The 12,472-nt window shown below is 70.7% G+C and carries 15 protein-coding genes; 12 read left to right on the top strand and 3 right to left on the bottom strand.

The features are described from left to right. Window positions 1-30 precede the first annotated feature (30 nt). Window positions 31-915 (bottom strand): alpha/beta fold hydrolase, encoded by an 885-nt coding sequence (locus tag AABA78_RS33200; RefSeq protein WP_338269350.1) that lies wholly within the window; start codon window positions 913-915, stop codon window positions 31-33. After that, window positions 908-1,630: a lysophospholipid acyltransferase family protein gene (locus tag AABA78_RS33195; protein WP_338269349.1), complete on the bottom strand. Its 723-nt coding sequence runs from the start codon at window positions 1,628-1,630 to the stop codon at window positions 908-910. Before AABA78_RS33195 ends, AABA78_RS33200 begins: the two co-directional genes overlap by 8 nt. A 186-nt stretch (window positions 1,631-1,816) precedes the next feature. On the opposite strand from AABA78_RS33195, the gene AABA78_RS33190 reads away from it, so the two are divergent. From AABA78_RS33190 to AABA78_RS33135, 12 genes are all read left to right on the top strand, one after another. Continuing rightward, a complete protein-coding gene (locus AABA78_RS33190; protein ID WP_338269348.1) occupies window positions 1,817-2,314 on the top strand; it encodes a hemerythrin domain-containing protein in 498 nt (165 codons plus the stop codon). Window positions 2,315-2,495: 181 nt separating this feature from the next. Next, complete coding sequence (locus AABA78_RS33185) at window positions 2,496-3,020, top strand: cell wall protein (RefSeq protein ID WP_338269347.1); 525 nt, start codon at window positions 2,496-2,498, stop codon at window positions 3,018-3,020. Between the two features lie 130 nt (window positions 3,021-3,150). After that, on the top strand, window positions 3,151-4,014 hold the full coding sequence (locus tag AABA78_RS33180; RefSeq protein WP_338269346.1) for a tryptophan 2,3-dioxygenase: 864 nt from the start codon (window positions 3,151-3,153) through the stop codon (window positions 4,012-4,014). Window positions 4,015-4,135: 121 nt separating this feature from the next. Continuing rightward, window positions 4,136-4,312 carry a hypothetical protein gene (locus AABA78_RS33175; protein ID WP_338269344.1) on the top strand — a complete coding sequence of 59 codons (177 nt, stop codon included), beginning with the start codon at window positions 4,136-4,138 and terminating at the stop codon, window positions 4,310-4,312. Window positions 4,313-4,453: 141 nt separating this feature from the next. Further along, on the top strand, window positions 4,454-5,014 hold the full coding sequence (locus tag AABA78_RS33170; protein WP_338269343.1) for a Uma2 family endonuclease: 561 nt from the start codon (window positions 4,454-4,456) through the stop codon (window positions 5,012-5,014). A 13-nt stretch (window positions 5,015-5,027) separates the two neighbouring features. Then, window positions 5,028-6,158, top strand: coding sequence for a hypothetical protein (locus AABA78_RS33165; RefSeq protein ID WP_171414199.1), 1,131 nt, complete (start codon window positions 5,028-5,030; stop codon window positions 6,156-6,158). 69 nt (window positions 6,159-6,227) lie between these two features. Then, on the top strand, window positions 6,228-7,688 hold the full coding sequence (locus tag AABA78_RS33160) for a cyclic di-GMP-binding domain-containing protein, MshE-related (RefSeq protein WP_171414200.1): 1,461 nt from the start codon (window positions 6,228-6,230) through the stop codon (window positions 7,686-7,688). 20 nt (window positions 7,689-7,708) lie between these two features. Then, window positions 7,709-8,128: a type II secretion system protein GspG gene (locus tag AABA78_RS33155; RefSeq protein ID WP_171414201.1), complete on the top strand. Its 420-nt coding sequence runs from the start codon at window positions 7,709-7,711 to the stop codon at window positions 8,126-8,128. A 150-nt stretch (window positions 8,129-8,278) separates the two neighbouring features. After that, window positions 8,279-9,637, top strand: coding sequence for a universal stress protein (locus AABA78_RS33150; RefSeq protein ID WP_338269341.1), 1,359 nt, complete (start codon window positions 8,279-8,281; stop codon window positions 9,635-9,637). A 140-nt stretch (window positions 9,638-9,777) separates the two neighbouring features. Beyond that, window positions 9,778-10,359 (top strand): sigma 54-interacting transcriptional regulator, encoded by a 582-nt coding sequence (locus tag AABA78_RS33145; RefSeq protein ID WP_338269340.1) that lies wholly within the window; start codon window positions 9,778-9,780, stop codon window positions 10,357-10,359. A gap of 140 nt (window positions 10,360-10,499) precedes the next feature. Next, entirely contained in the window at window positions 10,500-10,955 is a 456-nt protein-coding gene (locus AABA78_RS33140) for a hypothetical protein (RefSeq protein ID WP_171422255.1), read from the top strand. Between the two features lie 131 nt (window positions 10,956-11,086). After that, the gene (locus AABA78_RS33135) at window positions 11,087-11,503 is read left to right on the top strand and encodes a hypothetical protein (RefSeq protein WP_171422256.1); all 417 of its coding nucleotides are present in this window, start codon (window positions 11,087-11,089) and stop codon (window positions 11,501-11,503) included. A 247-nt stretch (window positions 11,504-11,750) separates the two neighbouring features. Here the strand turns inward: AABA78_RS33135 and AABA78_RS33130 are convergent, their stop codons facing one another. After that, window positions 11,751-12,416, bottom strand: coding sequence for an SCO family protein (locus AABA78_RS33130; RefSeq protein WP_338269339.1), 666 nt, complete (start codon window positions 12,414-12,416; stop codon window positions 11,751-11,753). Window positions 12,417-12,472: the final 56 nt, after the last annotated feature.

Here is a 12,472-nt window from a genome sequence, read left to right as displayed (position 1 = left end):
TGTTCCCCCGACGATAGAGATAAGGCCTGCTCAGTCAGGGTGCCGCGACAGGAAGTCGGACACGCTCGCATTGAACGCTTCCGGGTGGCTCATGTACGGCAGGTGACTGGCCGCCTCCAGGAACTCCAGCCGGGCCCCCGGCACATGCGCCGCCACGTCGCGCGCGGCCGCGGGCGGCACCAGCAGGTCGCGGCCGCCCTCGATGATGAGCGTGGGCACGCGCAGCTCCCGCAGCCGGTGCAGGAAGTCCGCGGCCAGGATGTCGCGCAACCGCCGCATCAGCTCCAGCGACGACAGGCGCCGGGCCTCGCGGACGATTTCCGCCCGCCCCTCCGGCGGCAGCCACCGGCCGCCCAGCACCCGGGCCACCGTGGGCGCGAACACATACGCCAGCGGCCGGGGCGCCCGCACCAGCGTGGACAGCGTCAACGCCAGCCGCCGCACCTTGCGCACGCCGGCCACCGGCGACACCAGCACCAGCGCCTTCACCCGCTCCGGGTGCTCCAACGCATACGCGATGGACAGCAGGCTTCCATAGGAAGACCCCATCAACGCGAAGCGCTCCGGCAGCCGCGCCTCCGGGTGGTTGAGCACGGACAGGTTCCACTGCAACGGCGTATGCGTCGCGGGCGTCTTCAGGGGCGGCGTCCACAACAGCAGGTTCCACGCCTGGGCCAGCGGCTCCATGGGCGCGAAGGACCGGCCACTGGCGCCCAGGCCCGGAAGACAGACCACGGTGCGTGATACATCCCTGTTCCCCTGGGGAAAGGTGAACAGCCGCACCGGCGTGCCCCGGATGACGCGCTCCTCGCACTCCAGCTGTTCATAGCCTTGCTGGATGTCTTCCACGTCCGGCACCAGCGGCGGCACGCGGGCGCGAGGCGAAACGGCGGCGGGGGCGGAGGCGTCAAGCATGGCAGGCCCTCAGGAGCAGGCGCCGGACGCTGGCGGCCACGCGGTCGCGGAAGGCCTGCACGCGCGACTCCGACGCACCCGACGGCGGCGGTTCATGGGGTTCACCCACGGCGAAGGTGAGCTGGACGGGCAGCGGCAGCGGACCCAATCCCATCACCAGGGGCATGCGGTATTTGTCCTCCGCGGCCAGGCGCACACACCAGCGGTCCTCGTCCGGAGGCCAGAAGAAGGTGTCATCCACCCCAAAACCCGCGAAGGGCACCACCGGCACCCCCGCCTGCATGGCCAGCCGCACGAAGCCCAGCGCGCGCTCCCATCTCAGGCGGTAGCGGCCCTGGCTGCGTTTGAAGGTCTCCCGCGCGCCGCCCGGATAACAGACGACGAGCTGTCCCTCCTGGAGCGACCGGAGCGCGTTCTCCCGCGTCCCCTCCACGCCGCCCAGCCAGGGCAACACCGTGCGCACGAGGGGAATCTTGAAGAACCCCCGCTCCGCCAACCCCAGCGGATAGCGCCCCGTGGCCTGGTGCACGAGGTGGAAGAAGGCGGGCGTCTCGTATCCCCAGACACCGTGATTGCCCACGAGCAGCAGCGGCCCCTGCCTGGGCAGGTGTTCAGCACCCATCAGTCGGGCGCGGTGGTAGCGCGCGGACAGCGCGGCGCCACGCTCCGCGAAACGGAAGACGGTCTGTTGGACGCGGGTGAGTGGGTTTTCCACGGTGGAGCAGAAGATGCAGCCGCCCTCGTGGGCTGGCACCCCGGTACCAGGCGGGCGGGCAGGGGCTCCACCGGTGCCGCCACCGCGAAAGGGGCATGCACGCCAGCAGGCTGCCTTTCACTCCGGCGCCGCCGTGGGGAAGGGGGCCGGTTGTCTGCTTCCGGGGCCGTGCTGATGCTTGAGGGCATGGCCGGCCCATTCGACATCCTCCTGCAACAACACCGCGATCTGGAGGCGCTGCTGGAGCGGCTGGCTTCGGAGCCGGACGTGGAGGAGCTGTCGCACGACCAGGAGGACCTCACCCGCCTGCTGCGCCTGCACTCCCGCCTGGAGGAGCGCTGCGTCCAGCCGCTGCTCACGCGCGTGGAAGGCCGCGCCCGCGCCCGCGAGGAGGCGGAAGACCACCTCACCCTGCGCGAGCTGATGGAGGAATTGCAGGAGCTGACGCCTCGCGGCGTCGAGTGGCAGGCGCGCCTCTTCACCCTGGAAGACCGGGTCGTGGCGCATGTGCAGGCCACGGAACACGCAGTGCTCCCCCGGCTGTCCGCGTCCCTGGACTCTGAGGAACTGGCGGAACTGGGACATGACCTCGCACTGACGTACGAGGAACTGCTGGAGCGCTCGCAGCACCCCCCCGCCTCCAGTCGCGGAGCGTTGTTGGAACCCCTGCATTGGGATGCGTGAAAAGGGCGCTGAAAGCGCCGCCGAGCCCCATTTCCCGGGCCTTTCACGCCTGCTGATACGCAGCGGCGTCACAACTTTTTATCGCTTCCTTCGACAATTGCCTTTCTGGAAGGTATTGGTAGTCCGGCGTGCCGGTTCACGCCAAGGCAATGCTCCCCCCTTAAACCGAGGATTGTTCGAAATGTCAGTTGACAAGGCGTTCCGCGAGATGATTCGCAACGAGATTGAAGTCCAGCTCAAGCCCCTGCGTGACGTGGTGTCTCGTCTGGAGTCTGGGACGGCGGACCTGGACGCGCTGCGCAGCGTGGCCGAGCGGCTGGCGCCCCTGGCCCAGGTGGTGGGCCCCCTCTTCGGCGCGAACGCGCCCGCGGCGGGCAAGGCCGGCCGTCGTCCCGTGGGTCGTCCGGCGGGCCGGGCGGCGGTGAGCGCGCCGGTGGCGGCGGTGGGCGGCAAGCGCCGGGGCCGCAAGCCGGCGGCGGCGGAAGGCGGCGCCCGTGAGTGCGCCATCAAGGGCTGCGGCAAGCCCAGCCGCACCAAGGGCTACTGCGCGGCGCACTACCAGAAGCTGCGCATGCTGGAGAAGACCAACCGCCGTCCCTCCCAGTGGGCCGACTACGCGGAGCCCAACAGCGTGGAGGACATCAAGCTGCCCCGTGGCCGCGCCGCCTCCAAGGCGCTCGCGGAAGCCGCTCAGAAGAACGCTTAAGCAGTACAGTTGCCCCGGCCCGGGCAGAGGTGGTGGACCCGTTCTTCCGTCTGGAGGAGCGTGGCTGGATTGACCGCGCGGAGGATGTGCTTGCGCCGCGAGGGAGTTGGTGTGCATGAGTGCCCGGGCCATGAGCAAACGCGACCTGGAGCCTGGAATCGTCACGGACCTCGCGGGCCGGACGACCTATGGTGATTACCTGCAGCTGGACCGGCTTTTGTCCGCGCAGGTGCCCCGTTCCCAGCCTCCCCATCACGACGAGCTGCTGTTCATCGTCCAGCATCAGACGAGCGAGCTGTGGATGAAGCTGCTCATCCATGAGCTGTCCGCCTGCATCCGCTACATCCAGGCGGACCGGCTGGAGCCGTCCTTCAAGATCTTCGCGCGCGTCGCGCACATCCAGCGGATGCTCTTCGAGCAGTGGAGCGTGCTGGAGACGCTCACGCCCAACGAGTACCTGGAGTTCCGCGACACGCTGGGCCACGCGTCCGGCTTCCAGAGCTTCCAGTACCGGGCGCTGGAGTTCCTTTTGGGCAACAAGGACGACGCGGCGCTGGGGCCCTTCAAGCACGTGCCGGGCGTGCACGCGGAGCTGGACCGCCTGCTGGAGTCGCCGGGCATCTACGACGAGTTCCTGCGCCACCTGTCGCGCATGGGCCACGACGTTCCCAGAAGCCACGTGGAGCGCGACTGGCGTCAGCCGTATGAGAAGAGCGCCCAGGTGATGGAGGTGTTCCGCCGCATCTACTCGGACGCGGAGAAGCACTGGGATGCGTATGAGATGTGCGAGAAGCTGGTGGACACGGAGGAGCGGTTCCAGCTCTGGCGCTACCGGCACATGATGACGGTGATGCGCATCATCGGCTTCAAGCAGGGCACGGGCGGCTCGTCGGGCGTGGGCTTCCTGCGCAAGGCGCTGGACCTGCGCTTCTTCCCGGAGCTGTGGGACGTGCGCACGTCGCTGACGCCGCCCGCGAAGCCCCGGGGCGCCTGAAACATTCGCGCCGCTCGTGTCCCCGCATGCCCCGCGGGCCGGCAGGGACGGGGTGCCAGCCGGGGCGCGGGCTCCCTAGCTTGGGAGAGGTCAAACCCTCTCAACGCGCGAAGGAGCCGCCATGGGTGAGCACGACAGCCCCCGGAAGGAACCGCAGCTTCCGGAAGACGAACAGGACAACAAGCGTCAGGCGGGAGACCGCCCCATCCCCACGCCCGGCCACATCGGCAGCCTGCCGGACGACGGCCCGGGCCCGGCAGGCATTGGCATCAAGCTGCCCGAGGGTGGCGGCGACTGAGTAAAACATCCGGAAATGTTTCAGCGGAAATGTTTCAGGCCCGGGGGCCCTTCCGGGGCTCCCGGCCGCCGGGGTACACGTGTCAGACGGGCATGAGAGTGTCCGGGCATGTCCCTACCTGCTAGGTTCTTCTTCCCAGAGATGACCCGAAAGCCCGCCACCTACGCAGACCTGGAAGCGCTCCCGCCGAACCAGGTGGGGGAGCTCGTGAACGGGGAGCTGTACGCGAGCCCCCGGCCGACGGCGCGGCATGCCTCCGCGGCATTTGAGCTGGGCGGGGAGCTTCGCAATCCCTTTGGCCGAGGACGAGGGGGGCCTGGGGGGTGGCTCTTCCTGCCCGAGCCGGAGTTGCACCTGGGCAAGGACGTCCTGGTCCCCGACCTCGCGGGGTGGCGCCGGGAGCGGGTGCCCAAGATGCCTGACGTCGTGGGCATCACGATGGCGCCGGACTGGCTGTGCGAGGTGCTGTCCCCCTCCACGTCCCGGCTGGACCGGTTCCGCAAGCTGCCCATCTACGCCCGGGAAGGGGTCAAGCACGTCTGGTTGGTGGACCCGCTCCAGTACACGCTGGAGGTCTTCCGGCTGGAAGGCACCCACTACCTGCTGCTGGGGACCCATCAGGACGCGGAGACCGTCTACGCGGAGCCATTCGAGGCATTGGCGCTGGAACTTCGCGTCTTGTGGGACGACATCGCGGAGTAGGCTTCCGCGCACCATGTCCGCGCCCGACGGAATGACGCTGCTCTTCGAACAGGCCCACATCCTCTGCTACCGCACGTTCGACATCGCGGAGGAGATCGACCTGGAGCGCGCGCGCAAGGCGCTGTCGGAGGACTCGCGCCGGTTGAAGCTGTCGCGTGAGAACAGCCAGTACATCCAGCTGCCCAACCCGCCCGTGGCCTATGAGCTGGGACGCAGGCCGCTGGCGCTGCGCGGCGGTCCCGTCACCGTGGACGCCACCGCGCGCCTGTTCGACCACGGCGCCGCGTCCATCATCCTGCGCGTCCCCGTCGCGCCCGGCACCACCTGGGAGACCCTCACCCACGTCGCCGACGAGCTCTATGACAGCCAGGCCCTGGAGGACCTGGCCCGGGAGCTGGTGGAGGGCGTGCGCCGCACCATCTCCGCCGCCGTGCAGGGGCCGCACCTCTGGGACCAGAGCGAGAGCTACACCGTCATCTTCGCCGAGCGCATCCAGGGCAACCCCTCCGCGGAGGAGCTGTTCCAGCGCGCGGACATCGCGCGGCTGCTCCTGGGGGAGAGCACCACCGCGCCGCTGGCGCCGCGCGAGCGCGAGGCCGTCACCCAGGTGCGCTTCAGCTACACCGCCCACGACCTGGTCGTCGTGGACTGGAACAGCGCGTTCGTCTACGAGCCGTCCGGCTCGCGCGACATCCCGGACCTGCTGGAGATCGCCAACGCGCAGCTCTTGGAGTTCCGCTACTACGACGAGCGGTTGGACAAGCACATCGCGCGCATCCACGACGAGGTGCAGGCGCGCAAGCCCGGCTGGCTCACGCTGTTCCGCAGCCCGTACCGCAGCCTCGCGCGCGAGACGCTGGGCACGCTCGTGGACCTCAACGAATTCGTGGAGCGGGTGGAGAACAGCCTGAAGATCATCGGCGACTTCTACCTGGCCAAGGTCTACGAGGGCGCCGTGCGCCGCCTTCGCATCCCCGCGTGGCAGGCCTCCGTCACGCGCAAGCAGCAGCTGCTCGCGCAGACGTATGGGCTGCTCAAGGGCGAGGTGGACATCGACCGCTCGCACATCCTGGAGGTGATGATCGTCGCGTTGATCATCCTGGAGATCGTCCTCGCCTTCGGCCGGGTGTTCCAGCATGGGTGAGACCTGCCCCCGGGGTGGGCTGGGCCGGGGGGCGGGGTTGGGCTACGGTGAGCGAATGGAGGTTGCCGCGTGAGTGCCTCGAATCCCCTCTTCGGTGACCTGTTGCTCAAGCTGGGCGTCGTCACGCCGGGGCAGGTGCAGGAGGCGCTCGCGCTGCAGGCGCTCACCGGCCAGCGCGTGGGCGAAGCGCTCATCTCCCTGGGCTACGTGTCGCGCGAGCAGATCCAAGACGCGCTGGGAGAGGCCCTGGGCCTGAACCACGACAAGGGGCCCGCGCAGCCGCCGCTGGGCGAGCTGCTGGTGGGGCTCAAGTACGTGACGCTCGCGCAGCTGGACGAGGCCCTGGCGCGGCAGCGGCGCGACGGGCGGCGGCTGGGAGAGATCCTCGTCGAGCAGGGCCACTGCACGTACAAGCAGATCTACGAAGCGCTGGGCGTGCAGAACCGGATCGTCGGCCGGCAGGACCTGCCGCGGCCCGCGACGGAGGGGCGCCGCCGCGTGGTGGTGGTGGACGACAGCCCCCTGGCCTGCGCGTTCGTGCAGGAGGGGCTGGTGGCGCTGGGCTACGAAGTTCTCTGCTTCCAGGACCCGTATGAAGCGCTGGAGGGCATGGGGCGGCTGCAGCCGGCCATCGTGCTGAGCGACCTGGAGATGCCGGGGCTGGACGGCGTGGAGCTGTGCCGGCGGCTGAAGGAGGGCCCGCGCAGCGCCATCCCCGTCATCATGCTCACCGCGAACGACCGGGAGGCGGAGCGCGTGCGCGGCCTGCGCGCGGGCGCGGACGACTACGTGAACAAGTCCGCGTCCCTGGACGAGCTGGCGGCGCGCATCGAGAGCGTGGTGCGCCGCACGGGCGAGACGGAGCGCATGCGCAAGCTGTTCGCGCGCTACACGTCCGACGCGGTGGTGGAGGAGATCCTCAAGAGCGCGGACGCGGCGGTGCTCGCCGGCGAGAAGCGCGAGGTGACGGTGCTGTTCGCGGACATCCGCAACTTCACCGGCCTGGCGGAGAGCCTCCCCCCCGAGCAGGTGGTCGCGGTGCTCAACCAGGTGCTGGGCCGGCTGTCGGACGCCGTGCTCACCTGCGGCGGCACGCTGGACAAGTTCCTGGGCGACGGGCTGATGGCGGTCTTCGGCGCGCCTGTGGGCCGCCCGGACGACGCGCTCCGGGGCCTGCAGTGCGCGAAGATGATGATGGAGGCCGTGGCGGAACTGCGCGCCATCGCGGAGGCCGAGTGGGTGGCCCACGGCCGCGAGGGCCGGCCCCTGGTGCTGGAGCTGGGCGTGGGGCTGAACTCGGGCGTGGTGGTGTCCGGGAACATCGGCAGCGCGCTGAGGGCCGAGTACACCTGCATTGGCGACGCGGTGAACGTGGCCGCCCGGCTGTGCGCGCTGGCCGGTCCGGGGGAGATCCTGGTGGGCGAGCGCACGCGGGAGCTGGTGGACGCGAACGAGACGGCCTTCGAGGACCTGCCGCCGGTGCGCCTGAAGGGCAAGCAGCAACCGGTGCCGCTTTACCGCGCGCTCTGACGCGGTAGGGTGGGCGTGCCATGGCCGCCACCTCCTCCCCGTCCGCCGTCCCCGACAGGTCCCGCCGCTCTCCGCTGCCCTGGGTGGCGGTGGTGTTCGGACTGGCGCTCGTCGTGGCCCTGGTGCTCACCGCCTTCCGCCGCCGCGACCCCGAGCAGACCCAGCAGATCCACGCCGACTTCACCGTCATCCTGGGGGCGCTGGAGCGCTACCAGGCCGACCACGGGGGGCAACTGCCGGAGGAGGGCAACCTGGACGACATGCTGGTGCCCAGGTACCTCAACGCCGTGCCGCGCGACCCCTGGGGCCGGCCGTACCAGTACGCGAGCAGCGCGCAGGGCGTGTTCCTCGCCTCCTTCGGCCGGGAGAACCAGCGCGGTGGCGCGGGGGAGAATCAGGACCACACCAACCACGACGGGCACCAGCAGCTCCTGCGCTAGGGCCGTGCCCGGGGCCCGGGCGCCCGGACGCCCCGCCCTGAGGGGCAGGCAGGCCGGCATGGACGGCGTCACGCCACCGGGTGGCCGGCGTGCGCATCCTTCCCGGCGGGGGAGGCTCCAGCGGGCATCGCCTCCCCGGGGGGGCCCGCCATGGCCATCATCTGCGCAACCAACCTGTCCGCGGACGCCGCGCACGCGGCCACCGTCGCGGCGACCCTCGCCTGCCGGCTGGGAGAGCCCCTGCTGCTGCTGGGCGTGGACGACGAGGTCCCGGACACGGAGGCCCCGGACGCCCTGTCCGCGGCGGAGGGCGGGCTGTCTGCGGAGTCCGCGCGCCTGAGGGCGCTGACGGGCACGGTGGAGCCTCGCATGCTGCGGGGCGCCTCCGTGGAGTCGCTGCTGGGGGAGGAGGAGTGCCGAAGCGCCCGGCTGGTGGTGGTGGCCGCGGAGGGCTGGCGCACGTCCGCCTGGCGCAAGACGTCCCTGGCGGAGCGCCTGGCCCGCCACGGCTGCGCCCCGGTGCTGGCGGTGCGCCGGGACACGGCGCTCCTGGACTGGGCCCGGGGAAGGCGCCGGCTGATGGTGATGGTGGGGGTGGACCCCCGGTCCTCCACGTCCGACGCGGCCATCACCTTCCTGCGGGAGCTGCGGCGCGTGGGCGGGTGCGACGTGCTGGCCACGTACGTGTGCTCGCCGCTGGAGGAGCGCGAGCGGCTGGGCATCCACACCCCCGTGCACGTGGAGCGGCTGGACGCGCGCGAGCGCACCATGGAGGGGTTGGATCCGCTGGTGGAGCGCGTGCTGATGCGCGAGGTGCGCGAGCGCCTGGGTGATTTGGAGGGGGAGGGCCGCGTGGAGGTGGTGCTGGAGCCCGGCTATGGCCGCCCGGCGGACCACCTGCTGCACGTGGCCCACGCGCGCAGCGCGGAGCTGACGGTGGTGGGCATGCACCTGCGCGGCGGCGTGCAGCGGCTGTGGCACGGCTCCGTGTCGGAGGGCGTGCTGCGCCACGCGGAGCGCTCCGTGGCGTGCATCCCGCCCGGGGCGCGCGAGCCGCGCCGCCTCCCGCCGCCCCGCAGCGCCCTGGTGCCGGTGGACTTCACCGTCGCGTCCGTCCAGGCCATCGCGCAGGCGTGCTCGCTGGTGGGCCCGGGCGGCCGCGTGCACCTGTTGCACGTGCACCGGCTCCGGGGCCGAGAGCGGGGCCCCCGGGACTTCCACGGCGTGCTGCCGGAGCCCGACGGCGAGCGGGACGTCGTGCTCCAGCGGCTCTGGCAGCAGGTGCCCCAGGACGTCGTCGCGCGGGCGGTGCACTGGAGCGTGGAGGGGGTCAGCGGGGACGACGTGGCGGTCGCCATCTGCCAGGCCACGGAGCGCGAGGGCGTGGACCTGGTCTGCGTGGGCACCTCCGCGCGCCGTGAGGTCGTCCCGGACGCGCTGGAGGAGGCCGTGGCGCGCCAGCTGGTGCTGCGCTGCCGCAAGCCCGTGATGGTGGTGCCCTCCGCATGACCCGGGAACGGGCGTCCAGTGCCCTGGCTCCTCCTGAAACGGGTCCCTGATTTTTTCCCGCAAGTAAGGGATTGAACAGGCAACCCGGGAGGGCGTTAGACTTTGGGAGGACCCGCTTTCCCAGAAGGGTAGGGCATCCCGTGGCTCTTCGCGGTTATCGAGAAGAGGACCTCGTCTCCAACCGTGCCTCGTTGATCATCCACGGAGGGACGGAGGACGAGCGCAGGGCCTGGGCGGAGGAAGCCGCGCGCAACTTCGGCGTCCCGCTCACGGAGGTGCGCCAGGCGCCGGAGCTGGCGGGAGCGCTGCGGCAGCCCAACGGCGTGGTGTTCATCGCGGACGTGGCGAAGCTGCCGCTCGACGCCCAGGGCCTCATCCTGCGCTGCCTCCAGATGCAGGAGGAGCGGCCCAAGGTGGTGGTGGGCGTCTCCGGCACGGCGATGGCCGCCCTCACCCGGGGCACGCTGCGCGAGGACCTGCACTACCGGCTGAACCAGGCGCAGGTGGACCTGCAGACGGACGGCCTGCGTGACGCGCTCAAGCGCCGCTGGGCGCAGCAGGCGGAGCAGCTGGCCGCGCGCGCCGCGGCGCTGAAGGCCGCCGAGGAGAAGGAGCGCGCCGCCGCCGTCGCCCGGCGCCCCGGCTCCGTCACCCGCATCCTCCCCAAGCGCAAGGCCCCGGCCTCCGCCCGCAAGGGCGCGCCCCGCAACGCGGTCCGCTGAAACCCACCCCAGGGGACCCCCGGCCAGGGGTGTCCTAAGAGGGGGGCGGGTCCGTCCCGGGCGGGGGAATGGGTACTACTGGAAAGATGGGCTAGAGTTGTTCCCCGCCGTCTTTCCTCTCCTCTCCGGAGCGAAAAAACATGTCCCAGCAAGCCCCTGGCAAGAAGCGTGGTCTGTCCCGTCCCGTGGAAGTCGTCCGCGCGGAGCTCCTCAAGGACCCCGAGACGAAGCGCATCGCGGACGCGGTGGGGATGAAGCTGGAGGACTACGTCGAGCTGGTGCTCGAGTACGCCCAGGACAAGGACAAGGAGCCCATGCTCAACGTCGTGTCCGACGAGGAGCTGAAGGCCAACGGCTTCCCGGTGCACTCGGTGGAGGAGGTCGGCGAGTTCCTGGTCGCGGGCGCCAAGGGTGAGCTGCCCGGCCAGGGCAACCCCTTCGCCAAGTCCGAGTTCGAGGCCGGCAAGGGCGGCGGCGCCGCCGGCAAGCCCAGCCTGAACCCCACGGGCGCGGCCCCCAAGGCCCCGGACGACGAGGCGAAGCGCCAGGAGCTGATGGACCAGCTGAAGAAGGGCGGCGGCGGAACCCGCGGCTGAAGCCCGCCCGGAATCCCCGTGAAATAGATCGGAAATTCGGAGGAAACATTTTCCTCCCCCCTCCGAGAATCCTTTTGCAGCTTCACTTCGGCACACACTCTCCAAACCAGACTTAAGCAGGGGGTATCACCATGGGCGGCATCGGCAAGGTTGTCAGCAGCATCGCGAAGACGGTCAGCAATGTCGCCGGCGGCGTCGCGAACATCGCGGGCAAGGCGCTGAGCTTCGTGCAGAACCCCATGGGCGCCATCACGGGCGGCCTGAAGGGTCTGGCGGGCGGCCTCCTGGACAAGCTCCCGTTCGGCCTGGGCAAGCTGGCCAAGCCGTTCGTGGACAAGTTCATCGACTCCGGCGCGTCCCTGCTCTCCAAGGGGCCCCTGGCCGGTCTGTCCCAGCTGACCAAGTTCGCCCCCACCGTGAAGTCCATCGCGGACATCGCGACCACCGTGAAGCAGGGCGCGGACAAGGTCGGCGCGCTGGCCTCCCAGCCCGCGCAGCAGAACGTGCAGAACCTGTTCGCCCACGCCCAGGCGGCGCTCATCAACTGAGTTCCCCGCTGAAGTTGGCGTGACTCAGGCACGAGGGCCAGTGCTCACCGCGAGGTGGGGCTGGCCCTTCGGCTTTGCGGGCCATGCCGCCGCGCGGAAGCCCCCAGCAGGGCCGGTCCCCCGTCCGTCATGGGCGGGGCGCCGGCCCTTCGCGTTTCCGGGGGGCCTCGCCGGGCCCGGGGTGGAGGGTGGAACGTGACTCGCGGGGGCGCACCCGGAGTGCGGGCGCGATCAGGAACGGGGCTGCTCAGCCCTCTTCGCGGGTGAGGCGGAGGGCGTCGGTCTCCAGCTTCTGGGTCGCCTCCGGGTCCGCGCTGTCGTAGTAGCCGCGGATCTCCCCGGTGCCGTCCACGAGCACGAAGTGGGTGCCGTGGAAGATGGAGAGCAGGTCGTCCTCGGCGGCGCCGGGCTCGCGGCCCATGCTGATCTTGAAGCCCTGGACGATGGTGTCCTTGAGGGTGGCGTAGTCGCCGGTGAGGAAGTTCCAGCGGGTGAAGTCCGCCTGGTACTTCTTCCCGTACTCGGCCAGCCGCTCCGGGGTGTCGTAAGCCGGGTCCACGGAGAAGGACACCAGCTGGAGGTCCGTGCCCAGCTTCGCGGTGTGGTCCTGCACGCGCGCCATCTTCTGCGTGAAGACGGGGCAGACGGTGGGGCAGCGGGTGAAGATGAAGTTGGCGATGAACGGGTGGCCGCGGAGCTGCTTCAGCCCGAAGGGCTGCCCGTCCTGCCGCGTGAAGGTGAAGTCCGGCAGGGCGCCCAGCCGGGGCGGCGGCTGGGAGCGGCCCTGCACCAGCTCGTGCACCGCCACCCCCATGAAGCCGAGCGACGCCACGGCGATGCCTGCCCAGATCCAGGAGCGGCGGACGGGACGGGAGCGGGGGGCGGACGGGGACGAGGGCGATTCGACGGACATGGTCGGCACGTACGGCATCGGCGGGGGGCGCACAAGCGGCGGGCACGCCGGGGTAG

This window comes from Corallococcus caeni (genome assembly GCF_036245865.1).
Classification (GTDB): domain Bacteria; phylum Myxococcota; class Myxococcia; order Myxococcales; family Myxococcaceae; genus Corallococcus; species Corallococcus caeni.
This window is presented reverse-complemented; position numbering and strand designations above follow the sequence as displayed.